The organism is Halomonas sp. 113 (assembly GCF_904067645.1).
Classification (GTDB): domain Bacteria; phylum Pseudomonadota; class Gammaproteobacteria; order Pseudomonadales; family Halomonadaceae; genus Vreelandella; species Vreelandella titanicae.
In genome coordinates, this window is the sequence record NZ_LR881453.1 from 2,953,977 (window position 1) to 2,980,329 (window position 26,353).

Annotated in this window: 23 protein-coding genes and 2 riboswitches; of the genes, 5 read left to right on the plus strand and 18 right to left on the minus strand. The window is 59.2% G+C overall.

What is annotated here, in order from left to right; translation table 11 throughout:
- Positions 1–30 precede the first annotated feature (30 nt).
- Genes YERSI8AC_RS14020 through YERSI8AC_RS14045 form a run of 6 tightly spaced genes read right to left on the minus strand, consistent with a single transcriptional unit; the run spans position 31 to position 9,860 of the window.
- A complete protein-coding gene (locus YERSI8AC_RS14020; RefSeq protein WP_159176926.1) occupies positions 31–1,212 on the minus strand; it encodes a cobalamin biosynthesis protein CobG in 1,182 nt (393 codons plus the stop codon).
- Entirely contained in the window at positions 1,190–5,035 is a 3,846-nt protein-coding gene (cobN, locus tag YERSI8AC_RS14025) for a cobaltochelatase subunit CobN (protein ID WP_159176927.1), read from the minus strand. Before cobN ends, YERSI8AC_RS14020 begins: the two co-directional genes overlap by 23 nt.
- Positions 5,035–6,156 (minus strand): cobalamin biosynthesis protein CobW, encoded by a 1,122-nt coding sequence (gene cobW / locus YERSI8AC_RS14030; protein WP_159176928.1) that lies wholly within the window; start codon positions 6,154–6,156, stop codon positions 5,035–5,037. The genes cobN and cobW overlap by 1 nt, the downstream gene beginning before the upstream one ends.
- Positions 6,143–7,513 carry a cobyrinate a,c-diamide synthase gene (locus YERSI8AC_RS14035; protein ID WP_039859159.1) on the minus strand — a complete coding sequence of 457 codons (1,371 nt, stop codon included), beginning with the start codon at positions 7,511–7,513 and terminating at the stop codon, positions 6,143–6,145. Before YERSI8AC_RS14035 ends, cobW begins: the two co-directional genes overlap by 14 nt.
- Complete coding sequence (gene cobO, locus YERSI8AC_RS14040; RefSeq protein ID WP_159176929.1) at positions 7,513–8,106, minus strand: cob(I)yrinic acid a,c-diamide adenosyltransferase; 594 nt, start codon at positions 8,104–8,106, stop codon at positions 7,513–7,515. Before cobO ends, YERSI8AC_RS14035 begins: the two co-directional genes overlap by 1 nt.
- Positions 8,103–9,860 (minus strand): AAA family ATPase, encoded by a 1,758-nt coding sequence (locus tag YERSI8AC_RS14045; RefSeq protein ID WP_159176930.1) that lies wholly within the window; start codon positions 9,858–9,860, stop codon positions 8,103–8,105. The genes cobO and YERSI8AC_RS14045 overlap by 4 nt, the downstream gene beginning before the upstream one ends.
- A 334-nt stretch (positions 9,861–10,194) precedes the next feature.
- Positions 10,195–10,386, plus strand: a riboswitch (cobalamin riboswitch).
- Positions 10,387–10,450: 64 nt separating this feature from the next.
- Here YERSI8AC_RS14045 and YERSI8AC_RS14050 point away from each other — a divergent pair.
- From YERSI8AC_RS14050 to YERSI8AC_RS14060, 3 genes are read left to right on the plus strand one after another with little or no spacing between them, the layout of a single operon-like run.
- Entirely contained in the window at positions 10,451–11,467 is a 1,017-nt protein-coding gene (locus tag YERSI8AC_RS14050) for an ABC transporter substrate-binding protein (RefSeq protein ID WP_159176931.1), read from the plus strand.
- Positions 11,464–12,528 (plus strand): FecCD family ABC transporter permease, encoded by a 1,065-nt coding sequence (locus tag YERSI8AC_RS14055; protein ID WP_159176932.1) that lies wholly within the window; start codon positions 11,464–11,466, stop codon positions 12,526–12,528. Before YERSI8AC_RS14050 ends, YERSI8AC_RS14055 begins: the two co-directional genes overlap by 4 nt.
- Positions 12,528–13,292, plus strand: a complete 765-nt coding sequence (locus YERSI8AC_RS14060; protein ID WP_159176933.1) for an ABC transporter ATP-binding protein — start codon at positions 12,528–12,530, stop codon at positions 13,290–13,292. Before YERSI8AC_RS14055 ends, YERSI8AC_RS14060 begins: the two co-directional genes overlap by 1 nt.
- A gap of 83 nt (positions 13,293–13,375) precedes the next feature.
- On the opposite strand, the gene YERSI8AC_RS14065 is transcribed toward YERSI8AC_RS14060, so the two are convergent.
- Positions 13,376–13,987 carry a Yip1 family protein gene (locus YERSI8AC_RS14065; RefSeq protein ID WP_159176934.1) on the minus strand — a complete coding sequence of 204 codons (612 nt, stop codon included), beginning with the start codon at positions 13,985–13,987 and terminating at the stop codon, positions 13,376–13,378.
- A gap of 168 nt (positions 13,988–14,155) precedes the next feature.
- Here YERSI8AC_RS14065 and YERSI8AC_RS14070 point away from each other — a divergent pair, with 168 nt between their 5' ends.
- The gene (locus tag YERSI8AC_RS14070; RefSeq protein WP_159176935.1) at positions 14,156–15,046 is read left to right on the plus strand and encodes an NAD-dependent epimerase/dehydratase family protein; all 891 of its coding nucleotides are present in this window, start codon (positions 14,156–14,158) and stop codon (positions 15,044–15,046) included.
- A gap of 3 nt (positions 15,047–15,049) precedes the next feature.
- On the opposite strand, the gene YERSI8AC_RS14075 is transcribed toward YERSI8AC_RS14070, so the two are convergent.
- Genes YERSI8AC_RS14075 through YERSI8AC_RS14090 form a run of 4 tightly spaced genes read right to left on the minus strand, consistent with a single transcriptional unit; the run spans position 15,050 to position 19,530 of the window.
- Positions 15,050–15,820, minus strand: coding sequence for an ABC transporter ATP-binding protein (locus YERSI8AC_RS14075; protein ID WP_159176936.1), 771 nt, complete (start codon positions 15,818–15,820; stop codon positions 15,050–15,052).
- A complete protein-coding gene (locus tag YERSI8AC_RS14080) occupies positions 15,820–16,806 on the minus strand; it encodes a FecCD family ABC transporter permease (protein ID WP_159176937.1) in 987 nt (328 codons plus the stop codon). Before YERSI8AC_RS14080 ends, YERSI8AC_RS14075 begins: the two co-directional genes overlap by 1 nt.
- The gene (locus tag YERSI8AC_RS14085; RefSeq protein WP_236557456.1) at positions 16,806–17,663 is read right to left on the minus strand and encodes a cobalamin-binding protein; all 858 of its coding nucleotides are present in this window, start codon (positions 17,661–17,663) and stop codon (positions 16,806–16,808) included. Before YERSI8AC_RS14085 ends, YERSI8AC_RS14080 begins: the two co-directional genes overlap by 1 nt.
- A gap of 46 nt (positions 17,664–17,709) precedes the next feature.
- Positions 17,710–19,530, minus strand: a complete 1,821-nt coding sequence (locus tag YERSI8AC_RS14090) for a TonB-dependent receptor domain-containing protein (RefSeq protein WP_159176939.1) — start codon at positions 19,528–19,530, stop codon at positions 17,710–17,712.
- 156 nt (positions 19,531–19,686) lie between these two features.
- Positions 19,687–19,908, minus strand: a riboswitch (cobalamin riboswitch).
- Positions 19,909–19,982: 74 nt separating this feature from the next.
- On the opposite strand from YERSI8AC_RS14090, the gene YERSI8AC_RS14095 reads away from it, so the two are divergent.
- Positions 19,983–20,600, plus strand: coding sequence for a hypothetical protein (locus YERSI8AC_RS14095; RefSeq protein WP_159176940.1), 618 nt, complete (start codon positions 19,983–19,985; stop codon positions 20,598–20,600).
- A gap of 4 nt (positions 20,601–20,604) precedes the next feature.
- Here YERSI8AC_RS14095 and YERSI8AC_RS14100 read toward each other — a convergent pair whose 3' ends face one another.
- Genes YERSI8AC_RS14100 through cobT form a run of 7 tightly spaced genes read right to left on the minus strand, consistent with a single transcriptional unit; the run spans position 20,605 to position 26,103 of the window.
- The gene (locus YERSI8AC_RS14100) at positions 20,605–21,030 is read right to left on the minus strand and encodes a bifunctional adenosylcobinamide kinase/adenosylcobinamide-phosphate guanylyltransferase (RefSeq protein ID WP_159176941.1); all 426 of its coding nucleotides are present in this window, start codon (positions 21,028–21,030) and stop codon (positions 20,605–20,607) included.
- Positions 20,982–21,641, minus strand: a complete 660-nt coding sequence (locus YERSI8AC_RS14105) for a histidine phosphatase family protein (protein WP_159176942.1) — start codon at positions 21,639–21,641, stop codon at positions 20,982–20,984. Before YERSI8AC_RS14105 ends, YERSI8AC_RS14100 begins: the two co-directional genes overlap by 49 nt.
- The gene (cobS, locus tag YERSI8AC_RS14110) at positions 21,578–22,348 is read right to left on the minus strand and encodes an adenosylcobinamide-GDP ribazoletransferase (protein WP_159176943.1); all 771 of its coding nucleotides are present in this window, start codon (positions 22,346–22,348) and stop codon (positions 21,578–21,580) included. The genes YERSI8AC_RS14105 and cobS overlap by 64 nt, the downstream gene beginning before the upstream one ends.
- A complete protein-coding gene (locus YERSI8AC_RS14115; RefSeq protein WP_022523050.1) occupies positions 22,345–22,914 on the minus strand; it encodes a bifunctional adenosylcobinamide kinase/adenosylcobinamide-phosphate guanylyltransferase in 570 nt (189 codons plus the stop codon). The genes cobS and YERSI8AC_RS14115 overlap by 4 nt, the downstream gene beginning before the upstream one ends.
- On the minus strand, positions 22,911–24,056 hold the full coding sequence (gene cobD / locus YERSI8AC_RS14120; RefSeq protein WP_138800805.1) for a threonine-phosphate decarboxylase CobD: 1,146 nt from the start codon (positions 24,054–24,056) through the stop codon (positions 22,911–22,913). The genes YERSI8AC_RS14115 and cobD overlap by 4 nt, the downstream gene beginning before the upstream one ends.
- Positions 24,053–25,057, minus strand: coding sequence for an adenosylcobinamide-phosphate synthase CbiB (gene cbiB, locus YERSI8AC_RS14125; protein ID WP_138800806.1), 1,005 nt, complete (start codon positions 25,055–25,057; stop codon positions 24,053–24,055). Before cbiB ends, cobD begins: the two co-directional genes overlap by 4 nt.
- Positions 25,054–26,103: a nicotinate-nucleotide--dimethylbenzimidazole phosphoribosyltransferase gene (gene cobT, locus YERSI8AC_RS14130; protein WP_138800807.1), complete on the minus strand. Its 1,050-nt coding sequence runs from the start codon at positions 26,101–26,103 to the stop codon at positions 25,054–25,056. Before cobT ends, cbiB begins: the two co-directional genes overlap by 4 nt.
- Positions 26,104–26,353 lie beyond the last annotated feature (250 nt).

The window sequence follows — 26,353 nt, forward strand, 5'->3', positions numbered from 1 at the left end:
AAGCCACTATTTTTTTTAATATCGCTAAACCTAACGGCTTTCGCTGAGCTTTTTAATAACATCCAACGCCTCATTCTCAGTGAGGCCTGACTTAACCGGTGCGCTATCGGCGCGGCCATTGATTATCACGTCAAAGCGACCATCGCGGCCGGTAAGACACAGCGCTGCCGGTCGTTGGCGGGCGCAGCCTTTAGCGCAGCCGGATATATGCACGGTTCCTTCCACCCAGCCGTTTAGCTTCTCGGCAAGCGGCTGGGTGGCGACACTCGCCTGTTCGCAATAGGGCGCGCCGGGGCAGGCGTTCATCGCTAGCCGCGGGTCACTATTATGACGGATCAAGCCATCAATCGCGGGTAGTGTATCGCAATCCTGCAACAACAGGCGCCGCCAGGGGGTAACCTGCACAGCACTGATATTTACTAACGAGGCACTTGTTAGAGAGCCACTTACCGGGGAGACCGCCTCGCGCAGTGTATCAGCCGCTACCCGGCCAAAAGGCAGGCCAACCACCATGCCCTCGCGATGTTCGCCCAGCGCCAGCTTCTCACCGGGGGGTGCAGGGGCGGTATCAGCCGGCGCCCAATCGGGCAGCGGTGCTGTATGCCGCCGCATGCGGCCTGACTCCCAGCCGCCGGTATCTACGAACCAGTGGGTAAGGCGTATCAGTTGCTCGACGGCGGCCTCGGTATTGTTCACCGCCGTGCCTTGCGCGTAGCCATCGGGGCGCACCATCAGGCCGCCTTCCGTGGAGCGCTCAATTCGAAAATCAGCGGCGCTGTCGCCAAGCACCGGCGCATTTCCCGCATCGATGGCGATGCCGACCTTGCCGGGCATGGCGGCTAATTCGCTACCCCGCGCCTGCAACAAGCGGGCAATGGTAGGGGTGTCATCGCCCTTTTGCCAGGCGGGCGCCAGCATCAGCTGCGGCTGACGTTCTGCTTCCGGGTCGTCGCTCACCAACTGATGCTCGACCAGAAACGCCATCAGCGGCGGCCAGCTTTCGTCGGTCACCCCACGCAGTTGCAGATTGGCCCGGCTGGTCAGCTCGATCAAACCGCTGCCGTAGGTTTCGGCGGCTTCGCACAGTGCCAATACCTGTTCCCGCGAAAGCTGGCCCAGCGGTGGGCGCACGCGTACCAGCAGACCGTCACCGGTGGCCATGGGGCGCCACGCGCCGGGGCACCAGCCTTTAATGCGCGGGCTGGGCGACATGACCGTTGGTCTCTTTGGCTTCGTCCATTTCCAGCAGCAGATCCTGAAGCGCCTGGCCGTGCTCGCCGGGGGCTTGCCACATGCCCCGCTGGGCGGCTTCGAGTAATCGCTCGGCCATCTCTTCCAGGGCGGCCGGGTTGTGCTCGCGCAGGAACTGCTGATTGGCTTTATCGAGCACCAGGGCGTCGCTCACCTGGGCGTACTGGTAGTCGGCAATCAGGTCGGTGGTGGCGTCGTAGGCAAACAGATAGTCCACCGTGGCGGCCATCTCAAAGGCGCCTTTGTAGCCGTGCTCACGCATGGCGTTGATCCATTTGGGGTTCAACACGCGTGAGCGAATCACCTTCGCCAGTTCTTCTTTCAGGGTGCGGATCTTGGGCATCGCGGGATTGGCGTGGTCGGCGTGGTAAATCTCCGGCGCCTTCCCGCTTAGCGAGCGGGTGGCGTTGGCCATACCGCCCTGGAAGGCGTAGTAGCTGTTGGAATCGAGGATATCATGCTCACGGTTATCCTGGTTTTGCATCACCGCATCCAGCCCCTGTAGCTGCTGCTCGAACGCCGCCCGCGCGGCGGTGCCGGAGGCCTTAAACTGACCGTAGGCGTAGGCGCCTGTCTCCATGTAGGCCTCGGCTAAATCGTCGGCGCTGTCCCAAGAGCGGTTTTCAATCAACCGGTTGAGGCCCGCGCCGTATTCGCCGGGCTTGCTGCCAAAGATACGGTAGCTCGCCTCCTGGGCGGCCATCTCGGGGCTTAGCCCCTGCTCTTCCAGTGCTTGCTGGCGGGAAAGCACCGCCTCGCGGATGGTGTTGCTGTTGCCCGGCTCTTCATAGCGCGCCACCGCCTGCACCGCGGCGTCAAACAGCCGAATCACGTTGGGGAAGGCGTCGCGGAAGAACCCGGACACCCGCAGCGTAACGTCGACCCGTGGGCGATTGAGCAGCATCGAGGGGATCACTTCAAAGTCGCTCACCCGCTGGGAACCCAGCGACCAGATGGGCCGCACGCCCATCAACGCGAAGGCTTGGGCGATGTCATCGCCGCCGGTGCGCATGGTGGCGGTGCCCCAGATGGATAGCCCCAGCCGCCGCGGGTAGTCGCCGTGATCCTGTAGATAGCGTTCGACAAACGCCTGAGCGGATTTTTCGCCTAGCGTCCAGGCGGCCGGCGATGGAATCGAGCGGTTATCCACGCTGAAAAAGTTGCGCCCGGTGGGTAGCGTATCCAGCCGCCCCCGGCTGGGCGCACCGCTGGGCCCGGCGGGCACGAAGATGCCTTCCAGGCCGTCGAGCAGCGACTGAATCTCCATCTTGACGCCGCGCTGCATGGTGACCCATAGCTGGTCGCGGGCGTAGCGCAGCTGCGCTGCCGTAGCGGGGTAATCCTGGGCGAGGTCATCCAGGCAGCCGTCTGCCAATACGTAGTCGGCCACCCAGCGTTCGGCCAGCAGCTCCAGGCGTTCGCGTGCATCCGCCCCGATGCGCCAGGGGGTATCGAGCTGTTGGCTTAAAATGGTCGGCTCAGGCCCCTGCCAGGGCTCGTTGCCCGCGGCTAACGGATCAAAATCCAAGCCTAAATCGCTGGCCAGGTTGTGCAGCAGGCCGCGGCTTGCCACCGCTTCGCCCCGGGGTAGTCGCAACAGCGCCACCAAAGTGCCCGCCCGCTTCTCTTCCGGCGGCAGCGTGCCGAATATGTGCAAGCCGTGACGGATCTGTGATTCCTTGATGTCGCACAGAAAGGTATCCAGCGCGTTGAGAATCTCGGCCTCACATTCACCGCTTGCCACGTGGGACAGTTCCTGATCAATGCCGGTATCACGCAGGTGGGCGAGAATCTGGCTGCGTATTAGCGCTTCCCGGCGGGGATCCATATCCAGCGCTTGATAATATTCGTCGGTGAGCGCTTCAAGCTCGGCCATGGGGCCGTACAGTTCGGCCCGCGCCAGGGGCGGCATCAGGTGGTCGATAATCACCGCCTGACTGCGGCGCTTGGCCTGGGCGCCCTCGCCGGGGTCGTTGACGATAAACGGATAAAAGTGCGGCAGCGGCCCCAGGGCAATATCCGGCCAGCAGTCGGCGCTCAAGGCGATGCTTTTGCCCGGCAGCCACTCCAGGTTGCCGTGCTTGCCCACATGGATGACCGCATCGACCTGGTAGTGCGCGCGCAGCCAGTAGTAAAACGCCAGGTAGCTGTGGGGCGGCGCCAGCTCCATATCGTGGTAGGACTGGGTGAGATCGTCGATAAAGTCGCGTTCCGGCTGGATACCCACAAAGGTCTCACCCAAACGAATACCCGCGATCATCAGCCGCCCCTGGCGGCATTTGGGGTCTTCGTGAGGCGCGCCCCAGCGCGTCCATACGGTTTCCTGCAGCTCGGTGGGCAGGGTTTGAAACCAGGCCAGGTAGTCGTCAACACTGATGCTCTGCCAGCAGGCTCGCTGGTCGAGGCTGCCGTGATCGTTGGTCACCGCCCCCTGAAGCTGGCGGATCAATTCATCGCCATTTTCCGGCAGCTCGCTGAGGGGGTAACCCGCCTCTTTCAATGCGCTTAAAATCTGCAGCGTCGACGCGGGGGTATCCAGCCCGACCCCGTTACCGATCCGGCCATCGCGATTGGGATAGTTGGCCATGATCAGCGCAACACGCTTCTGGCCGTTGGGGGTCAGCCGCAGCGAACAAATGCGCCGCGCCAGCTCGGCCACAAAAGCGGCCCGCTCCGGGTGGATCACGTGGTGGGTCACCGCCAGCTGGCAGCGCGGGTTGTAGTGGGCCTCGGCTTTAAAGCCCACCGCCCGCGTGATGACGCGGCCATCCATCTCGGGAAGCACTACCTGCATGGCCACATCGCGACTATGCAGCCCGGCGGCCATGCCCTGCCAGTCTTCAGAGGTGCTGCTGGCAAGAATCGCCTGGAGCACGACCGGACGCCCCACAAAGAGGTTGTCGGGTAATTCCTCACCCAGGGCATCCAGCCCGTCGGCGTTGCGGTTGACCGCAAAGCTGGTGGTATTGATCACCAGCATGGCGCCGGTCTGCTCAATCAGGTGATTGATAAAGTCGATGCACGGCCCTTCTTTCAAGGACGCCACGGCCACCGCCAACGGCTCAAGCCCCTGGTCTTTAAGTGCTGCCAGCAAGCCGTCGGGTACGGCGGTGTTCGCCCCCTGCAAATGGCTGCGATAAAACAGCAGCAGACACACCGGCCGCCCGGGCACCTGGCGATCGCGCCACTCGCTGAGGCTGGACGCCTGCTGCTCCTGGGACGCATAAATCACCGCTGGCGGAATGACTTTGGGCTCCTGCCAGTCGCCCAGTTGGCTATCTATAAACTGGCTGTCCATACACTCGCTGGCGACAAAGCGCAGCAGCTGCTCGGCGTTATCGGTACCGCCCTCTCGCAGGTAGCGCCACACGCGGTACGCGTCATCGAAGGCGATGGTGGAGTCTTCCAGCAGGGCATCATCCGGGGCATCGCAGCCCGGCACCATTATCAGCTGGCGCTCGGGTTTCGCCGCCGCCCAGGCCAGCAGGCGTTCGTGGCCGTACTGCCAGTAAGCCTTGCCGCCGAGCAGCGAGACGATGACCAGTTGAGCCTTTTCCAGCACCCGATCTTCGTAGAGATCATAGGCGGCCGGTTTTACCAGGTTCATCCAGTTGGCCAGTCGCACCGAGGGGTAAGCCTCGCCCAGACGATCCACCGCCTGGGCCAGCGCCGACAGGTTGCTATCGGCGGCGGAGAGTATCACGACCTCGGCGGGGCTCTGTTGCAAGTCAATGATGCCTTCATCATCGACAAAGCCTCCGGGCTTGGCGGCAAATAAGTGCATTAGCTAGCCGTATGCGCCTGTTCTGGGTTCATTTCAGCCGCGGCAAGTTCGTCCTGCAGCAGTTGGCTGTCCAGCGATTTGCCGATGATCACCAACTGGGTCTGGCGCGTCTCGTCCTGGCTCCACAGCCGGTCGAAGTAGCCTTCCAGGCGCTCGCCCACCGCTTGGATCACTCGGCGCATCGGTTTACCGGGGATCGCCGCAAAGCCTTTGGCGCGGTAGATCTCGTGGCTTTTCAGCAGCTGCTGGAGCTTGTCGACCAGGATGTCGCCATCGACTTCGCCCAGGGTGATCACGCAGGAATCAAAGTTATCGTGGGCGTGGTCGTGGTGAGCGCCTTCGGCGTGGTGCTTATCGTGGTGATTGGTGATGCTATCGATGTTTTTTTCGCTGGCCGCACCAATGCCCATCAGCGCTTCCAGCTGGGTGGTGTCGGCGGTCTGGGTCTGATCGATAAATAGCGTTTTCACCGAGGCACTCACCCGCGCCTGAATCACTGCTTCCACCTTTGTGCGCTCTTCCGGGCTGAGCAGGTCGGCCTTGCTGACCAGCACCAGATCCGCCGCGCTGAGCTGGTCATCGAGCAGCTCGCGCAGGCTGGGGTCGTGATCCAGGCTCTCGTCGGCGAGGCGCTGGGCGGCCACCTTCTCCACGTCGCTGGCATAGCGGCCGGCGGCCACGGCGGGGCCATCGATCACGGTAATAATCGCATCCACGGTGCAGTGCTGGCGGACGTCGGGCCAGTTGAACGCTTGCACCAGCGGCTTGGGCAGCGCCAGGCCGCTGGTTTCGATCAGGATGTGGTCGATATCGTCGCGGCGGGCGACCAGCTTTTTCATGACCGGCAGAAATTCTTCTTCCACGGTGCAGCAGATACAGCCGTTGGCCAGTTCATAGATGCTGCCGTCTTCACCGTCTAGCTGCCCGCCTTCGCTACCCTCTTCACACCCCAGCGCACAGCTGCGCAGCAGGCTGGAGTCGATATCCTGTTCGCCGAACTCATTGACGATCACGGCGATCCGCTTGCCGGTCACCTGACGCAGAATATTGGCCAGCAGCGTGGTTTTACCGCTGCCCAGGAAACCGGTCACGACCGTGGCAGGAATCTTATTCAATTGCATGGGTAAATGCCTCGCTGTGTTGCGGTTCGCAGTACGCCGGGCTGGCAGAAAAGAGCCTTGCCACAGCGTCAGGATTATTGGGGAAAAACAGATGCAAATAGGTCGCCGTCAGGCGCTTTTGACGGTAAATCGCCTCCCCCGGCGCGGGGTGCCGCTGGCGGCGGCCGTGGCCAATCGGCTCGAGGGTGCCTTCCGCCATGGAGCGGTGGTGCGCATGGCCGCGAACCGGGCCTTCCGGCAGCTCGGCGGTTTGCATCCCCTGGCAGCCGCGGCGCCCGCGCATGGCCCCCTGCCCGGGCAGCAGGCCCAGCATGGTATGAGTAATATCGTCGTAGTCGGTCAGGGTTTCCAGGCAGTACAGCAGCCCGCCACACTCGGCCAGAATGGGCTTGTCGGCGCGGTAGAAAGCCTCAATAGCCGAACGCATGGCGCCGTTATCCGCCAGCGTTTGAGCGTGAAGCTCCGGGTAGCCCCCCGGCAGCCAGAGGGCGTCGCATTCGGGCAGGCGGCTATCCGTCAGCGGCGAAAAGAAGCGCAGCGTCGCGCCCATCTGCTCCAGCAGGTCAAGGTTGGCCTGATAGACAAAGCTGAAAGCGGCGTCCCGGGCCACGCCAATGGTATGGCCTTTGAGCAACGGCTTAACGGCCGCAAGCTGTTCTTGTGGTGCGGTAAAAGTTACCGGCGAAAGCGCTGCAAGTGATTCAAGCAGCCCAGCCGCTTCCAGCGCTTTAGCACCGGCTTCAAAACGGGCTTCCAGATCCTCGCGAATCTCCGCCGCCTGCACGAGGCCCAGGTGGCGTTCGGGGAGTGACAGCGCGGGGTCGCGGGGCATAGCGGCCAGCAGAGGGATTGTCGCTGGCAGCGCCCCTTCGATCAGCTCGCGGTGGCGGGCCGAGCCGCAGGCATTGGCGATAAGCCCGGCGATATGGATGTCGTCGCGAAAGCCGACCAATCCAGAGACCAGCGCGGCGGCGGTCTGGGCCATGCCTTTTACATCCATGACGATCACCATGGGAATATCAAACAGGGCCGCCAGATCAGCGCTGGAGGGCTCGCCGTCGAACAGCCCCATGGCGCCTTCCACCAGGATCAAGTCCGCTTCACAGGCGGCGTCATAAAAGCGCTGGCGGCAGTAGGCTTCGCCTGCCATCCATAGATCCAGTTGATCCACCGGCTGACCGGAGGCCTGGGCGAGTATCTGCGGATCCAGGTAGTCCGGGCCGGTCTTGAACACCCGCACCACCTTGCCCTGGTTGCGCAGCAGGCGCGCCAGGCCCGCCGTGACGGTGGTTTTGCCCTGGCCTGAGGCCGGGGCAGCGATAAACAGCGCGGGGCAGCGAGCGGTTGGCGTCGTCATCAGTATTCGATCCCTGCCTGGGCTTTGACGCCGCCGCGAAAGGCGTGGCGCTCATCCTGAACGATGCTGATGGTATCGGCGATTTCCTGAAGCGGCGTGGCCATGGTGCGCCCGGTAATGATGACGTTCTGGTGCGCCGGGCGGCGCTTAAGCGCTTCCACTACCGGCTCGGGGTCGAGATAGCCGTACTTGAACATATAGCTCATCTCGTCCAGCACGATCATATGATAGGCGGGGTTCTCCAGCAGCCCTTGGGCGACGGCCCAGGCGGCCTGGGCAGCCTCGATATCCCGCTCGCGGTTCTGGGTTTCCCAGGTAAAACCGTGGCCCATGATGTGCCAGTCGAGCTTGGGATGGTCGCGAAAAAACAGGTACTCGCCGGTTTCGCGGCGGCCTTTGATGAACTGGATCACCGCGCACTGCTGGCCGTGCCCCAGTGAGCGCGCCATGGTGCCGAAGGCGGAGCTGCTTTTGCCCTTGCCGTTGCCTTTCAGCAGAATCAGCACGCCCCGCTCTTCCGTCGCCTTGCTGATGCGCTCGTCGACCACGTCTTTTTTGCGCTGCATGCGATCTAAATGGCTTGCGTCGCTCATGAGAAGTTCCCAGGTTGATGTGCAAAAACAGTATGCGCCATAAAGGGTCTGCCAAACGAGGCCGGCCAGTAACGCGCGCCCAACTGCTGGGCGATGCGTGCGCCCTGCCCGCGTTTGACTTTGGATTGTTCGGTGTCGATCACCAGGCAGTCCGCTAGCGGGGCGAGATCGTCAACGGTTTCCCGGGTGCGGCCATCGGTGATCAGATAGGTGCGCACCTTCAGGCCGGGCTCGCGGCGCTGCCACTGGCGGATCAGCCGCTTGGCTTCAATAATCGCCTCCCGCAGCGGGGTGCCGCCACCGCCTTTGGCACTATCCAGAGTGCCCCGTGCGTTTTTGGGCGCTCGGCGGCGAGAGAGTATCGGCACCACGCCGCCGTTGCCAAACCCCAGCACCGCGACCTGCTCCCGCGCGGCGTAGGCTTGGCTGACTAGCGACTCGACCAGCCCCTTTGCCTGGCCCAGCAGGCGCTGACCCAGGGTGGAACCCGACGTATCCAGAAGTACCAGGTGTGCCGTCGCCTGCCCAGCGCGGGTCTTGCGCATCTTTAGCTGCTGCCAGGGCCACTGGCCGCGATTGGCGATCAGCGTTGCGAACCCGTCCAGCCGTGAAGTTGCCACTTGAGAACGCCCCCAGCCCAACGCCCCCCCTTTTCCCGCGCTAGCGGTGGTATCGGTGCGGTTGGCCAGCTTAAAAAGATCTTCGCTATCGGGCAATTTCACCGCTGGCTGGATAATCGCTTCCTGGGCTATGGGAGGCATTGCGCCCCACTGGCCCTGTTCAGCGCTCTGTGGGGATGAACCAGCGGTCGATGCGTTATTGCCCGACGACGAACCGCTCTCATCTTTCGAAGGTGTTCCATTAGGTGGAGATGATGGCGGGCTCTGCTCAGGCGGTTGGGTACGCCGATGAGCCAACACCCAGGGTTCAACGGTGTCGATATCCTGCTGCTCCACGCTAGCCACACCACGCCAGGCAGCATGGGCCTGGGCGGCGCGGTGCCAGGTAACGTCTGCCCGCAGGCCTTCAACGCCCGCGGCTTCACAGCAGTTGGCAATCGTTCGATACACCCAGGTGTCGGTGGTGATCTCTTTGAGCAAGCACTGCGCTTTAGCAATGCGCCCGGCCAGAGCGGCCTGGGCATCCTCAACGCGTTCGAGCGTGCCAGTGGGGTCGCGGTCAAAGGCTTCCCGTTGCTGCACAATGGCAATGCGCTCGTCGATGCTTATGGTTCCAGCCTGTTCAAGGCAGAGGCCAAAGCGGTCAAGCAACTGAGGGCGCAGCTCGCCTTCGTCCGGGTTCATGGTGCCGATCAGGCTAAAGCGCGCCGGGTGGGAGTGGCTAATGCCATCGCGCTCAACAATATTGGTACCGCTGGCGGCCACGTCTAGCAGCAAATCAACCAGGGTATCCGGTAGCAGATTGACTTCATCCACATAGAGCACCCCGCCGTCGGCTTTAGCCAGCAGCCCGGCATGAAAGGTAGCTTCGCCATTGGCCAGTACCTTTTGCAGATCCAGACTGCCAACCAGCCGGTCTTCGCTGGCACCCAGCGGCAGAGTGACAAAAGGGGCATGTTTTCCTTCGCTATCGCTGGGCAGAATGGCGGCCAGCGCCCGAGCTAAGGTGGATTTAGCGCTGCCCCTTGGCCCACTAATCAATACCCCGCCGATGCGCGGGTTAATGGCGTTAAGGAGCAGCGCGGTCTTCAGCGACTCCTGGCCGACCACCGCAGCAAAGGGGAACTCACTCACCGGCACCTCCCGTGCTGGCCAAGCCCGCTAACCGATCACTACTAGCCAACTGATCTGGGGAGCATGGAACTTGAATATGATTCATGGCATCTAGCCAAATGTTAATAAAATCATTCATAAAGAAGTGGGAACAGAAAAGGTGTTCAGTATAGAGGAAGGGGCGGCGGCGAGGCCAATTTGTTGCAAGCTATTAACTTTGCGAGGGCATATATCACTTACGCTAAGGATACAGTTGGATTTTTACGCTCCTACATAATACAATGTTATAACATATCATTTTAAACAAGAACTCATAAGATCCTTAGGCTTTCTGTTGTTCGCTATCCATCTGCAACCTAGAATGGCCAGTGTCGGTGTTCCCAACGGAACTTAATAGAGAATCCGCCGCGGCTTGCCGCGAACCGGAACTGCCCCCGCAACTGTAGGCGGCGAGCGATGCTCTTTAATGCCACTGGACACAGAGTCTGGGAAGGCGAGCTAGCCATGACCCGTCAGTCAGGAGAACTGCCGATATATTACTTACATCGAGCGAAGTGGCTCGGTCAGTATTTTCTGCCCGAATGCGGAGCTCATCATGCACGGGAGTGTACATGATGTTGAGATTGACCATGGCCATCGCCGCGAGCGCTGTTGGCCTTGCACAGGCGGCTTACGCCTCCACCGACTACCCCCTTACGCTAACCAATTGCGGCGTTGACTTCAGTGTGACGTCCCCCCCGGAGCGAACGGTGACGGTTGGCCAGTCAGCTACGGAGATTCTCTATTCGCTGGGGCTCGCTGATCGAGTGAATGGCACTTCGGTTTGGTTTAATCCGGTTCTTCCCCAGTTTGCTGATGCCAATGAAGCGATCGAGCGGATCGCCAACGACGACCCGAGCTTCGAGGCCGTGGTCAATAAACGGCCTGATCTGGTGGCGGTGCAGTATGAGTGGCACGTGGGCCCCACCGGCAGTGTCGCCACCCGTGAGCAGTTTCATGAGCTGGGTATTAATACCTATATTATGCCCGCCGATTGCGACACCAAGGATAACTCTACCGGCGGCGATGGCACCCGCACCGCCGCCTTCTCGACTGACTCCATCTATAAAGGGATCACCGAGTTAGCCGAGATCTACGATGTTCAGGACGCTGGCGAGGCGCTGATAGCCGACCTTACCGCCCGCGAACAGCGCGCTATCGACTTGGCGAGCAGCCTTGATTTACCGGAAGACTTGTCGGCGGCATTCTGGTTTTCATCGACAGATCTGGGGGTTAGCCCTTTCGTGGCGGGGCAACTGGGGGCACCAGGGTATATGATGGAAAAACTCGGCATTCGTAATGTCATCGAGTCTGACGAAGAGTGGCCCACGGTGGGCTGGGAAAGCATCGCCAGAGCCGACCCCGATGTGCTTGTTATCGCCAGTATGGATCGCCGCCGCTTCCCTGCCGATGACATTGAAGCAAAACGTGAGTTTTTACATAGTGACCCGGTCACCCGCGAGATGAACGCGGTTAAAAATAATCGTATCGTCGAGATGGACGCCCACGCCATGAGCGCCACTATGCGCACTATTTACGGCCTTGAATCACTTGCCGAGGCACTATCCAATATGTCGTTTAACGAATGAGCATAGCGCTAACGAGGGTTTCCTCCGCACACTTCGGGTTGCGCTGGCTATGGATAACGCCGCTCGTGCTTGTGACGGCACTGGTCGCGGGCACCGCCATCGGCGAGACGCCGATTCCCGTGGATACCATTGTCAAAGTGCTCGCCAACCAGCTGATAGGAACGGATTACCCGGTTGACCGAATCGACGCGGGCATTATTTGGAACTATCGTCTCAGTCGCGCCGTGGTTGCCGCCTGTTGCGGCACCAGCTTGGCCCTGGCCGGGGTCGTACTGCAGGCGCTGCTGCGCAACCCCCTGGCCGACCCCTACTTGATGGGTATTTCCGCTGGGGCTTCTACCGGAGCAGTCGCGGTGGCAGTCGCCGGAGTGGGCGCTGGAGCGCTTTCGCTCTCCCTAGGCGCCTTTATTGGCGCCCTGCTCTCCTTTGGTATCGTGGTGATGCTCGCCCATGCAGCCAACAGCGGTGTGGGTGGCGGGCGCGGCGTTCAGGCCGCCGGGGCAATTATTTTGGCGGGCATCGCAGGATCGCAGCTGTTCAATGCGCTGACCGCTTTTATCATTACCAAGTCAGCGAGCGCCGAGCAGGCCCGGGGCATCATGTTTTGGCTGATGGGCAATCTATCCGGGGTACGCTGGGCCGATGTATCCTTGGCGGTGCCTGCTGCGCTGTTCGGGCTGCTGGTTTGCCTGTGGCACCGGCACTCCCTGGATGCATTTACCTTCGGTGCCGACAGCGCCGCCTCCATGGGCATCGCGGTGCGCCCAGTGCGCGGCATGCTGATTATCGCCATGGCTCTGGTCACGGCCGTGATGGTGTCTATCGTGGGGGCGATTGGTTTTGTTGGCCTGGTGATCCCTCACGCGATGCGTTTTATCGTGGGGAGCCGCCATACCCGACTTGTACCAGCAACCGCCCTGGCAGGCGCCGTGTTCTTGATCGGTTCGGATATTCTTTCCCGGGTGCTGATCTCCGGCCAAGTACTCCCCATCGGGGTGATTACCTCACTGATCGGCGCGCCCGCTTTTGCGCTGATTCTGGTTCGCGGCAAGAGGTCTTAATGCGATTAACGGCTGAACAGCTTGCGTGGTCAGTACACGGCACGCCACTGCTTGCTGACGTCAATCTTACCGTCGAGCCCGGCCAGACCTTTGGACTGGTGGGGCCGAACGGCTCGGGGAAAACCTCCCTGCTGCGTCTGTTGGCGGGATTGAACAAACCCAAGGCAGGACGGGTGTTGATGGATAGCCAGCCCCTGCACACGCTCAAGCAACGGGCGATCGCACAATCCGTTGCCTTGGTGGAACAGCAGGCGGACACTACCGACCGCATTACCGTGCACCAAGTGGTATCACTGGGTCGTACACCGTTCCTTTCCGCGTTGCGTCCCTGGTCAACGGAAGATGATGCCATCGTGGCACAGGCGCTGGCAGATGTGGATATGGCGCACATGGCCGATCGCCTTTGGCATACCCTCTCTGGCGGTGAGCGCCAGAGAGTGCATATTGCCCGAGCGCTGGCACAACAGCCTAAAATTCTGCTGTTGGATGAACCCACCAATCATCTGGATATTCGCCACCAGCTTTCGATTCTTGAATTGGTCAGGCAACTACCGATCACGGTGGTTATCTCACTGCATGATCTTAACCAAGCCATGGAGTGTGACCGCATCGGCGTCATGGATGGCGGCCGCCTAATCGATAGCGGCCTCCCCCAAGACATACTCACGCCTAATAGGCTACAACAGACCTTTGGGGTATATGCCCATGTGATCGATGATCCTGTCGATGGCAAGCAAGTCATGCGTTTTCACAGTGCGATTTAGCTAGCTCCTAGTCTGCTAGGAAAAATGCCCGGTTACCGACAGCGCAAACTTTCGTGCCCCCCCCCCGGCGCTACAGTGCCCATTCACCGGAAAAAATGCCAAACCACGCTGTGGTCCGTGCCCATACTCCACAGAAGTACAACGACGACAAGCAGCGCCTCCAGCACCAAAACACCGATACCCAGCGTCGTGGTCGACAGAATAAACCCCTGCTTATGACTGATTCCCAGAAAGCTGGGCGTTCCCTTGTAGAGCAGATAGGTGCTATAGAGCAGGCCGATCACCATCCCTAGCACACACAACCAGAAAACCGGATATAGCGCAAAAACGCCGCTGAGGAACATCGGGGTCGCAATATAACCTGCGAAGATAATACAGTCGCGGCGGCTAGGTCGATTCTCAATACGGTGGGCCATCCAATGGATCACACTCCCCACCACCCCCACAGCCATTAGCATCAGCGCATAAAAAGCCACGCCTAAGGCAATACCGTTGGCAAGGGAGACTTTATAGGTTTCCGAACCACCATAAGTCCAGCCTACCTGGGTGGTGCCTATCAGGGCACAGACAACAGGAACGGCAGCGAGTAACAGGACATGGTGAGCATAGAGATGACTGACAGACTCATGCTCCTCACTGATCTTATACCACTCCCGTTCAGGATGATGGAGAAGCCCCCAAACATGATTGACCATAACGACCTCCCGTTTTTGTGGACACGCTATTGTTAGGATCAGACGATGATCGATCGGATCAACAAGGTTCCGAATCATTTTTAGTGTAGAACACAAAATCATTTTCGGAGGTGAGGATTTTTCTTTGCTAAGGTGGGGTAGCTCATTCTATTCATTGGTGGAGTTCATATGCGTATTCTGTTCACCGGCGGCAGTGGCAAAGCTGGTCGCCATGCGACCGCTTATCTTCGCGATCAAGGCCACCGCGTCACCAATTTGGACTGGGTGGCATCTGATGTGCCCGGTATTACTACTCTGAAAACCGATCTGACCGATGCTGGGCAAGTGTTTAATGCTTGCCAAGCCTACGCTGGGTTCGATGAGCTGGAACCCGGCACCGGCGTGCCGCGTTATGATGCGATAGTCCACTTCGCGGCCATACCAGCCATTCTGCATCGGCCGGACAACGAGACCTACCGCATCAATACCCTAAGTACCTACAACATTCTTGATGCCGCCACCAAGCTGGGCATTCCCAAGGTTATCTTCGCCTCTAGCGAGACCACCTACGGTGTCTGCTTCGCTGATGGCGAGCAAAAACCCGACTACTTGCCCGTCGATGAAGAGCACCCCACCGTGCCTCAAGATAGCTACGCCATGAGTAAGGTAGTTAACGAAGTAACGGCACGCTCCTTCCAGGCGCGCTCGGGCATCGACATTTACGGCCTGCGCATCAACAACGTTATCGAGCCCCACGAGTACCGTCAGGATTTCCCAGCTTACATGGATGATCCCGCCCTGCGCCGCCGCAATATATTCGCCTACATCGACGCTCGCGACCTGGGCCAGATGGTCGATTGCTGCCTGAAAACGGATGGCCTTGGCTACCAGGCATTTAACGTCGCCAATAACGAACTGTCAGTGGGCCTGACCAATGCACAAGTGATAGAGCGCTTCTACTCCGGCGTACCCATCAAGCGCGAAATGGGCGAATTCGAAACCTTCTACTGCATCGAAAAGGCCCGTCGTCTGGTCGGCTTTGAACCACGCCACTCCTGGCGGGAAGAGCTGGAGCAGTAAGTATCACCCCTTTATCGGCACAAACACCGGTGCACCATCCACCTCTACTACCGCTAGCTTTTGGCGGTAGAGGTCTTCCAGCGCACTGGGCTCCAGCATGCTATCCCGCGGGCCCCAGCACGCCTCACCATTGGGATAAAGCAACAGCACATGGTCGCACCAGCGGGCAGCAAGGTTTAGGTCGTGTAAACACATGATGACCGCCTGCCCCTGAATGGCCTGTTCTGCCATTAGCGCCATCACGGCACTCTGGTGATGAAGATCCAGATGGTTGGTGGGTTCATCCGCTAGCCACACATTGGGCGCTTGCGTCAGCACCGTGGCAATCGCCACCCGCTGGCGCTCGCCACCGGAAAGAGTGCTTACCAGACGGTCACGCAGGTGCGCAACATCCAGGCGCTCAAGGGCGGCTTCCGCGCGGGCGTAGTCTTCAGCCCCCTCCATCTGCCAAGGCGATAGATAAGGGTGACGGCCAATCAGCGCGGTTTCCAACACGGTTGCTGGAAACCCATCCTGGCGATCTTGAAACACTAACCCCAAGCACTGAGCAACATGGCGGCGGCGCAGTTGGCCAAGCGCTGAATCGTTGAGCTGAACACTGCCTGAACGTGGCGCTTGCAGGCCAGCTAAGGTGTGTAATAGCGTCGTTTTTCCCGCACCGTTAGGCCCTAACACACCCCACACCTGCCCTGGTTCGATGGTTATATTAAGCTGCGTACCGCCTTCGCGGCCAGGCACATCGATGATGAGATTACGGGTAGCCAGTACGCTCATCAGCGGCTCCGGTAGAGCAGAAACAGGAAGGTAGGCACACCTAATAGCGCGGTGATTACTCCTACGGGCAACTGTTCCGGGGCGATCATGGTGCGCGCCAGGGTATCGGCCAGCACCAACAGCGTGCCACCCGCCAGTGCGCAGGCGGGCAGTATCAGCCGTTGATCATTGCCTAGCAGTAAACGCAGCATATGAGGTACCACTAGACCGACAAAACCAATGCTGCCTGCGGTAGTAACGGCAGCAGCAGTCAGCAGACTGGCGGCAATATAGATACACCACTCAAGCGGTCTGACCGCAACGCCCAGCGCGGCGGCTTGCTGCGGGCCACGGGCCAGCACATTCAGGCTCCGCCCGAGCGGAATCAGCACCACGCAGGTAGCCAGTAACAGCAGTAGCGGCGGCCAAGGCGTACGCGCATAGGAGAGATCACCCATGAGCCAGTAAAGCATACCCGGCAGGTGTTCGGCGGGGCTCAACGCCAGCATTAGTGTAATTACTGCGCCCCACCCCGCTGCGACCACCACGCCGGTGAGCAGCAGCCGCGAAGGCGTCCAGCCGCCGCTGCCATGGGCCAAACCAAAGACTAAAAACGTCGAGAGCAGTGCGCCGCCAAATGCCGAGCCTGAAATCGCCAGTCCGCCAAGTCCTCCTAGCATGGCCGCCAGTGCGCCAATCGAGGCGCCACCGGAAAGACCAAGCACGTAAGGGTCTGCCAGGGGGTTACGCAGCAACACCTGCATCAACGCCCCCGCTACCGCCAACAAACCGCCCACGGCAAAAGCCGAGAGCGCTCTGGGCAAGCGCAGCTCGATCACCATGGTACGCGCCAAGGCATCGCCCTGGCCTTGCACACTGTCACCCATCAACACCTGCCAAATTTGCGCAGGAGAGATTTGCGCACTGCCGACACCCATGGCGATGACCAGCGAAGCCAAGGCCGCTAGTAATAGCAGACTAAGCGGGAGGCCCAGGCGTGCGAGCATTAACTGCGCTCACGTTTTTGGCGGGCGATGTCGAGCTTCTCACAGAGGATCTGGGTGCCCTCCATCAGTCGCGGTGTGGGCCGTTGAATCAGTGAAGGCGGCACAAAAAAGAGGTTATCTTCCGCAACCGCCGTCAAGTTGGGATACTGCTCCCAGTGCGTCAGCCAGTGGCGATTCTCTTCCCCCATGCCACCGGCAACAATCGCTTCAGGATTCGCTGCCAGCACGGCTTCGTCATCGATACGCGGTACCAGGCGTGCCTGTTCGCCAAACACATTCTCACCGCCACAAATCTCAACCACTTGGCCGATCAGGTGCTGGTCGTTAACGCTCATTAGCGGCTCATCCCACACTTGGTAAAACGTGGGTACCGGCTCCCGGTCTCGATAGCGCTCTTCAAGGGCGTTCATGGTATTGCGGAAATTGTCGGCCACTGCTTGCCCCACTGTTTCTGTGCCTGCCAACCTTGCCAAGCGCTCAATGGTGCTGGCCACGCCTTCTACATCGCGGGGCTCGATATAGAACACTGGCATGCCCAGGGCTTCAAGGGTTTCAAGCTGTTCGGCGGGGTTACCCGTCACCCAACCAATCACTATATCGGGTGCCAGCCCCACCAGCTTTTCTAAATCAATTCGGGTATGGCTGCCCACTGACGCCACTTGTTTGGCTTCCGGGGGATAGTCGCTATACGAGACGACGGCGACCACTTGATCCCCTGCGCCAGCCGCGTAGGTCAGCTCGGTTGCGCCAGGGGAGAGCGTGGCTATTCGCTGAGCAGCATTATACAGACAGACCTCACGGTCACGATCATCCACTGCGCAGCGCGAGTGCTCGTGTGCCGGGGCAGCGGACGCCATCAGCAGTAGTGCGAGGCCCAGGGCCCCGCGCGCAAAACCACTTTTTCTATTGGCCAAAGTGAACACTCAAGAACCCTGCTCGGCCAGCGTTGATGTAATCACGGGTGGTTGAATACTCTTTATCAAAGGCATTTTCTAGCGTAACACGAGCGCTCCAGAGTGGCGCAAACTGCCAGCCAGCGCGCAGGTTAACCAGCCCATAGCCTCCTAAACGCTGGGTATTGGTGGTGTTATCGTAACGGTAACTCTGCGCTACTAGGGAGCCCCCCAACGACCAATCGCCAAGTTCCCGATCTGCATCCAATCGCACACTTTGAGTGGCCCGGCGGGCTAATCGATTGCCGGTTGCCCGGTCTTCCGGATCCAGGTAGGTGAAGGCAGCTTGGAGTGTCCAGTCGTTGACCTCTACGCCGCTTGACAGCTCAGCCCCGCGTATACGCGCGCTGTTAACGTTTTGCGGCGCCCATAAGCCACTCGACGTTGGCGCCCAGGCAATCATGTCGTCGTAGTCGTTTTGAAAGGCGGCCAAGTCCCAGAACCACTGGCTGTATTGGCCGCGAACGCCCACCTCGACGGTTTCAGAGGTTTCCGGATTGAGATCAGGGTTACCCGAATCCGGCCAATAAAGGTCATTGAAGCTCGGTGCTTTAAACGCAGTACCTACACTGGCACGCAGCGTGTGGTAGTTATCCAGATCGTAGCCCAGCGCCAAGCTGCCGGTGACTTCATCACCATAGGCTTCGTTATCGTCATAACGCAGGCTTGCTTGAATGGCGAACGGCGAAAAGTCGAGTAACCCTTGGGTAAACACTGCTTTGTTATCACGGCTGGTAACGTCAAAATCGTTGGTGCTTGAAACGCGGTCTTCGCTGATTTCAGCGCCAGCGATCAACTCATGGGCACCAAACTGAATGTTGTTCTGCCAACGGGCGGTTTGCGTGCGGGTATCGATGATTGAGTCGCCAAAATTGTCTCGCGTGTCCAGCTCATCCCGGGCTTCGCTAAGGGTCAGTCGGCTCTGCCACATATCGGTTACCGGCAACTCAGCGTAGACGCCTGCTACCTGCTGGACGAAGTCATTCTCTCCACCGTCATATTCGTTGTTACCACGAACGCGCAGTGCCAACACGCCGACTTCAGCGCCACTCTCAAAGGTATGCGCAACGCGGGCTAGCGCTGAGGTATTGTCGTAGCCTTTGTCCTCACCACCCCGACGAATGGGCTGGCCATCGGTATTGAAATGGCTAGCGGCAAAGCTGTAACGCGTGCCCCCCTCGCGCCCTGAAACGCCTGCGCTTAACCGCGGGGTATTGAATGAACCACCGCCGACTGACATTCTCGGTTGCGGCCCCTCTTCGTCACCCTCAGGGGTAAAAAGCTGTATCACGCCGCCGACGGCATCCGCTCCGTAAAGACTACCGCGGGGACCGCGCACGATTTCCGCACGATCAAACATACGCGGATCCAAGTACTGAAATGCAGCACCGCCCGCCGTGGCGGATCGTAGCCGGATACCGTCAATCATTAGCACGGAGGCATCGCTGGGCGCACCGCGTAGATAAACGCTGCTACTTTTGCCAAAGCTGCCGTTACTCGTGACATCAACGCCCGGCTGGCCGCGCAGAAGATCCGTCAGGCTGGTGGGGTCTTGGCGGCGGAAAGTGGCTTCATCCAGCACGCTAACGGAAGAGAGGCTTTCATTAGCAGTGCGGGGCGCTAACGCAGCGGTAACGACGACAGGATCAAGCGTGGCCAAATCGGTCGCTGTTTCGGCGTATTGGGCTTCGGCTTGGATGTGAAAGGCTAGCGGTAAAGCAGCCATACTAAACGCCGCCCGTTTGGCGGTGGTGTGGAAACGGTGGTTCATGTGAGACCCCTTGCTCGTGTGCTCACCCGCACAGCGCATTTTTTTGACCGAACGGAGGATCAAACAAGGGAGTCTCGGTCGCGCTGTATGATCGCATCGCGCCACCGTTAATCGCCCTGAGAGCACCCACCGCGCCTCGGCATATATCGGTTCAGGTTGAACCATTACTCTCGGGCCGGTCTCCGGGCTGACGAGCGAAAGATGTCTTCATTCTTTCCGAACGACCACCTTCCCGTGCGTTAGCACAGTGGCGTCTTAGCCGTTCTTATCTCGATCACCGTTGCGGGGGCAGCGTTGGAATCACGCAAAGCGTTCACCAACTTCCCGTTTCACTAGCGGCTTTAATCCACCGCCAGCACCTGAGAGTGGGCGTAAGCTAGCAACTTGCCCAAGAGAGGTCAATTCATGATGAGCTGCTAGAGTAAAGGCAGTGCACGGAACAGGAGAAGGCCATGATCGATTTCTCGGCAGCCGGTGTGCCACGCTGGTTAAAGCTGGCTTTTACACTGTGGATCCTGGTCTGGGCACCAAGCTACGTAGTGCTGCTGGGAGCGCAGAACTTCTTTTGGCTGTGTAATGTGGCAAGTTTTCTGCTATTGGTGGCACTGTGGAGCGAGCAGCGCACTCTGATGTCGATGCAATGGCTAGCGGTGGCACTGGTCGGCAGTTTATGGAGCCTGGACGTCGCCACGGCTGCGCTCACTGGCGTGCATCCTATCGGCGGCACCGAGTATATGTTTGACCCGGAGCATCCCCTCATGGCGCGAGCCATGTCGCTCTACCACGTGGTACTGCCGCTGGTGGCTGGCATCGGCATAGCCAGGCTTGGCTATGCACGCCGCGCCCTGCTGTGGCAGACCCTACTAACCTGGATTGTGGTGCCATTGACCTATCTGCTTACCGAAGCCGAGCGCAATATCAATTGGGTGCATGGGCCCTTCGGCCAACCCCAGGACAGCCTCAACCCGTTGCTCTATCTGTTTCTACTCTCGCTGCTCTGGCCCGTAATAGTCTACCTGCCAGTGCATTTGCTAATGATTGGCTTGCAGCGCTGGCGGAGCCAAGCTTAGCTAACTACTTAACCGCCATCGCCAACCCATGCCGGACATACCACACCTGTTCAGCCTGGGCAGTAGCATCCTGAACAAACCAGCCATTAAGATCGCGCAGGCGGCGCTGCTCGGGCTGCATGGGCACAATCCCACGGCCAACTTCGTTGGCAATGATGATTAACGGTGCGTTTAGCTCTTCGGCGCGCTGGCAGAGTGCTGCCATATCGCTCTGCCACTGCTGGCGCAGGGCATCGTTATCGTCACGCTCAAGTGCAACGCTAAGCCATTCAAGCACACCTGTGATAACAAGCGGCATGTCGGCTACGAGCGCTTGCTGGCTATCGCTGAAGGGCTTAGCAGCATCAAGCCGCCACCCGTTTGCGGTGGGAAAGCGTGCGGTTACAGCGTCACGTTTGCCAGCGCAGGCACCGCCGATGAAGAGCTGCATTGCCATTCCCCTTTTCCATGGTCGTCTTGCTGATAAATAAGCTGCCAGCGCCTGCCTTGGGCTTGGAGCACGGTACCGTCCCAGAAATGAATCGTTTCAAAGCGGCGGCGCAGCTCACGAATCACGCCACCATGGGTGACGGCCAGAATCTTTTTATGGCCGTCGACGCGGCCATTCGTAGCCAGAGCCAGATCATGCAACCAAGCGCCTAAACGCTCACGCAGTTGGGCCGCCGATTCTCCGCCGGGAATTTGCAGCTCGCCCACGCTATCAATCCAGGCACGGTAATGGGGCAAGTCTTTCAGCTCATCGTAAACTTTGCCTTCGTACTCTCCAAAATCAAGCTCACGCAGGCGTTGCTCAAGTACAAGCGGCACGCCATCCTTGGTGACGTCAGCCCACTCCAGGGTTTGCTGGCAGCGGCTAAGATCGCTTGAATAGATAGCATCGAACCGCTCATGCGCCAGTGCGTCACGCAGTGCCAGCAACCCATCTTCAGCCTCGGGAAACAGCAGCGGAATATCCTGCTGGCCTTGATAACGGCGCTCTAAATTCCAAGCGGTGATACCGTGGCGAACTGCCACCAGCTCCACAGTAAGATCAGTAGCCAAAGCTCTCCTCCTTCGATGGTAGCGCCTACCATATCGCCGTTAATGCCGTTAAACAGTCGCAACATTAGCCAGCGGATTAGTAACACGAAAACAGTAACCGTTAGCATCATCAACACTATCGCGGGCGCTAACAGGGCTATCAACACAATCGGCACCAGCGCTAGTGCCACATCCTGGCCGCTAAGCGATTGCTGCCAGCTCCACGCCAAGCCCTTCTGCTGGGCGCAGGGTGTTAGCACCAGTAATGCAACGCCAGCCCAGCGACCTAGTGCAGGTAACATCAACAGCCACCACAAGGGAGCCTGATAGGCCAGCAACGCCCATAGCAGAACGCCCTTCCAGGCGAGCAAAAACACTAGCGCCAGCATTCCAAAGCTGCCGATTTGCGGATCTTTCATGATCTCCCAGCGGCGCGCCATGGGCTGATTACTGCCCAGGGCATCGGCGATGTCCATTATGCCGTCCAAATGCAGCCCACCCGAGAGCGTCACCCACACGCTTAGTACTGCCAAAGCGCTGACCGGCGCAGGAACGTTCTGCATCCCCAGCGCTACTAGCGCTAGCAAGCCCCCTATCATCAACCCCACTAATGGATAGGCCCGCACTGCCCAGCGACGGGTGTCAGGCGTCCAGGGAACGGATATTGGAATCGGAATCCGGGTCAGAAACTGCAGCGCCAGCAACACACCGAACAAGGCATTTTTCAAACGTTTACCTCCTTCTCATGCTTCCACTGCCGATGCTTCCACTTAATGGCACAGCCTGCGACGACTTCGAGTACAGAATCGGCCTCTGCCACTATCCAGCAGTGAGCCCGCTGTAGAAATGCCAGATAGCGCCAGGTTTCAGCATCCGTAGGCGGCAGCGCTTCGTTGATATCATTGGAGACAATCACTAGATAAAGGCTGCGTGCGCGGGCATCAGCCAGTGCGTTTACTAGCAACGCGAAGCCTTCTTCTTCGCTTAGTTTACTGGCGTACAGGACTTGGCTGGCCCATAGCGTTAAGCAGTCCAGCAGCACGGCGCCACCATCAGGCACCTGGGCAATCGATTGATCAATATGCAGCGGTGCCTCTAGCGTTTTCCATTGAACGGTGTGCCACTGCCCTTGCCTGGATTGACGATGACGCGCCACCCGCTCAGCCATCTCGTCGTCGTATATGTCTGCGGTGGCTAAGTAGTAACAGGGCGAACTGCCTGCTGCACTAACTGCTAGCTGCTCGGCGATATCACTTTTGCCGGAACGCGCCCCGCCGCTAACGAAGACAATCATGCAGTTCCTTTTTCCAAAATATTTTCCAAAACATGCTTCAACACGCTTATCAGCCGTCGATTAGCAGGGGCATCGCGCAGCGCTACCCGCAGCCAATCACCATTGAGCCCGGCAAAATTATGGGTATGACGCACTAAAATACCCCGGCGTAGCAGCTGCTCAAATAACGCATCGCTGGTGATTGCCTGCGCGGCACTGGGCCGGATAAGAAAAAAACACGCCTGGCTGGGCACGACTTCCAGCCCTAGTTGAGCAAGCGCCTCAGCCATGCGCGAGCGCTCGCTAGCCAACCACCGCTGGGTGCGCCGGGCAAAGGCATCATCTGCCAATAGTGGCGCCACCAGTTCAGCCGCGAGGTGGTTGACACTCCAGGGTGGCTGATGATCCTGTGCCGCTTGAACCGTGGTCGCATCCGCCAGCAGGTAGCCCAGCCGGAGCCCCGGCAGGGTATAAAACTTGGTCATTGAGTGGAGCAGCAGCAGATGCGGGTAGCGCGCCAGTAGCGGTGCCAGCGACGCCTCTTGTGACGTCTCGCCCAGCGTCTCACCCACCATATCGATAAAGGCTTCGTCGACCACAACGCGACAATCCATCACAGCGGTGTAATTCAACAGGTCTTCCATTGCTGAAATATCGATAAGCGTAGCGGTCGGATTATTGGGGCGGCATAGAAACAGCACATCGATGTCGTTAAGCCCAGCCGTTAGCGCGTCTATGTCCAGCGTGAAGTGCGGCGCGGGCAGCGCGATCTCGCTGATTGAAAGCCGATGGGCGCGGCAAGCGCGGGCATACTCGCCAAAGCTTGGGGTAATAATCGCCGCTCGCTTACCCGCATGCAGCGCGGCGGCGAGGAAAATAGCCTCAGCGCCACCGTTGGTGAGCAATACCTGTTCGGGCTGAAGCTGGTGATGGGTGGCGATGGCCTGGCGTGCAGCGGCGTAATTCGGCGCGGGGTAGCGCTCAAGACCTGCCAGTTGCTTAGCCAGCCAATCGCTAACCCACGCCGGAGGCCCCAAGGGGTTAAGATTGGCACTAAAGTCGTCCAGGCGGTGATCGGCGGGCAAGCCGAAATGGGCCAGCAGCGTCTCGGCCTGGCCGCCATGCCTGGGCCATGGAGCGTTGGGCAATAGAGGAGTACTCATAGCGATCCTCGCAGCATAAACATCAATCCAGCTATTACCCCAGCAAGCAGCAACATAAACAGTATCCAGGCGCCGTGCATTAAACGAAGTGTGGTGCTGATATGGGCAACACGCAGTTGCTCAAGCGGCTCACCCAAGGTCGCACGGTGTGAGACCTCGCCTCCATAGAAATTGGTGCCGCCCAGCTGCACGCCGAGCAAACGGGCCACTATGGCTTCTGGCCAACCGGCGTTGGGGCTGGGGTGGCGCGGTGCATCGCGGAAGGTGCCCCACAGTGCGCCTTGCCAGCGCAATCGTACAACACCTGAAAGGCTTAATAGCAAGCCTGCGAGCCATAGACACAGCGCGGTTAAGCGTGCCGGTACCCAATTAGCTAGATCGTCCAGCTTGGCAGAGGCAAAGCCAAAATTGGCATAGCGCTGGTTTTTGTAGCCTACCATCGAATCAAGAGTATTGACTGCCTTGTACGCCAGCGCTAGCGGCGCCCCGCCGATCAGCGCGAAAAATAGCGGCGCAGTAATGCCGTCAACGGTATTTTCCGCCACTGTTTCCACCGTGCCCCGGGTAATCTCCGCTTCGTCTAGATTTTGCGTATCGCGGCCAACAATCATCCCCAGCGCCTTGCGGGCGGCAGGCAAATCGCCTTGAGAAAGCGGTTGGATCACGGCGCGGGCCGCATCGCCCAAGCCTTTGATCGCCAGCGTAGTAGAGAGCAGCCAAAGCTCGGCGATCAGCGCTAGCCCTGGGTGCAAGCGTTCCAGCAGCGTCAGCGTTAGCCAGCTAATACCCCATACGCCGCCGACGACAATAATGGTTAGCAGAAAGCCACTAACTTTGCGCTGCTGCGCCGTGCCACGATTCCATAGCCGCTCAAAAGCGCTGATAAAGCGCCCGATCAGCACCACCGGGTGTGGCAATGAGCGCGGATCGCCAACCACTAAATCAATGGCGATCGCGAAGATGATCAGAACAATACCGCCAAAAGTGGCGCCTGGGATCATGGTGATGCCTTATCGCTAACACCGGCATCGGTAAAGGTAGCCATTTCCGCCACCATCGCTGTCGCCGCTTGCAGCAATGGATACGCCAGCGCAGCACCACTGCCTTCGCCTAGTCGCATGCCCATATCGAGAAGCGGCTTGGCCTCCAACGCTTTTAATGCCACATCATGGCCTGGCTCCTGGGAGCGATGGCCAAAAATCAGATAGCCACGAACGGCGGGGCATAGACGGCAAGCGGTTAGCGCTGCGACGGTGGCAATAAAGCCATCCACAATGGCCGGTAAACGCTGGGCTGCTGCTGCCAGATAAGCACCGGTCATAGCGGCTATTTCCAGACCACCCAACTTGGCCAGCACCTCTAGAGGAGCTTGGGAGTCAGCATTACGCGCAGCGATAGCGCGTTCAATCACCGCCACTTTGTGCGCCTGCTGCTGAGGGTTAATCCCGGTTCCGGCGCCCACCACGTTTGCTACTGACTCACCCGTCAGCACCGCCAACATTGCGCTGCTGGCAGTGGTATTGGCGATGCCCATTTCACCCACCATAATGCACTTTGCACCTGCCCTTTTTGCTCGATTAACGGCCGCAATACCCACATCAATCGCGGCTATGGCTTGATCACATTGCATCGCGTCTTCTAACACCATATTGGCGGTGCCATGGAGCACCTTGGCGGAGGTCACCCCAGGCAGTGTTAAAGGCGAAGCGACGCCCACATCCACAATCTCGACCAGCGCGCCTATCTGACGGGCGAAGACATTAATCGCCGCCCCTCCGTTGGCAAAGTTGGCCACCATCTGAGCGGTCACTGCTTGGGGAAAAGCTGACACCCCCTCATCAGCAACCCCGTGATCGGCGGCAAACACAACCACCGCAGGCGGCGTCACGCTGGGCTTGAGTTCACCGGTGATGGCGCTCAGTTGAATAGCCAGCTCTTCCAAGGCACCCAAACTACCTGGCGGCTTGGTCAGCGTATCCAAGTAACGATGCGTTTCTTCACCGGCATTGAGATCAACTGACTGAATGTGGTCAACAATGGCGTGCATGCAGGCTCCAGCCCACTAGGGGTCATCAAACATTCAAAGGCAAAGCGCAAAATGGTAGCAAAAGCCTGAGTGCTATACTTGCTATTTCATTAGCGGGTCTTCCACCCTGTCAGGATGTTAAGGCTTTATTTAGATTTTTCGCGTGGTGTATTTGCCACCTCACATTCGAGTAATAAAACTACAAATGTGGTTTTTATTGCCGTAAAGTCTCTTATTTCGACGCCAAAAAATGTAAAATAACTACAAGCTT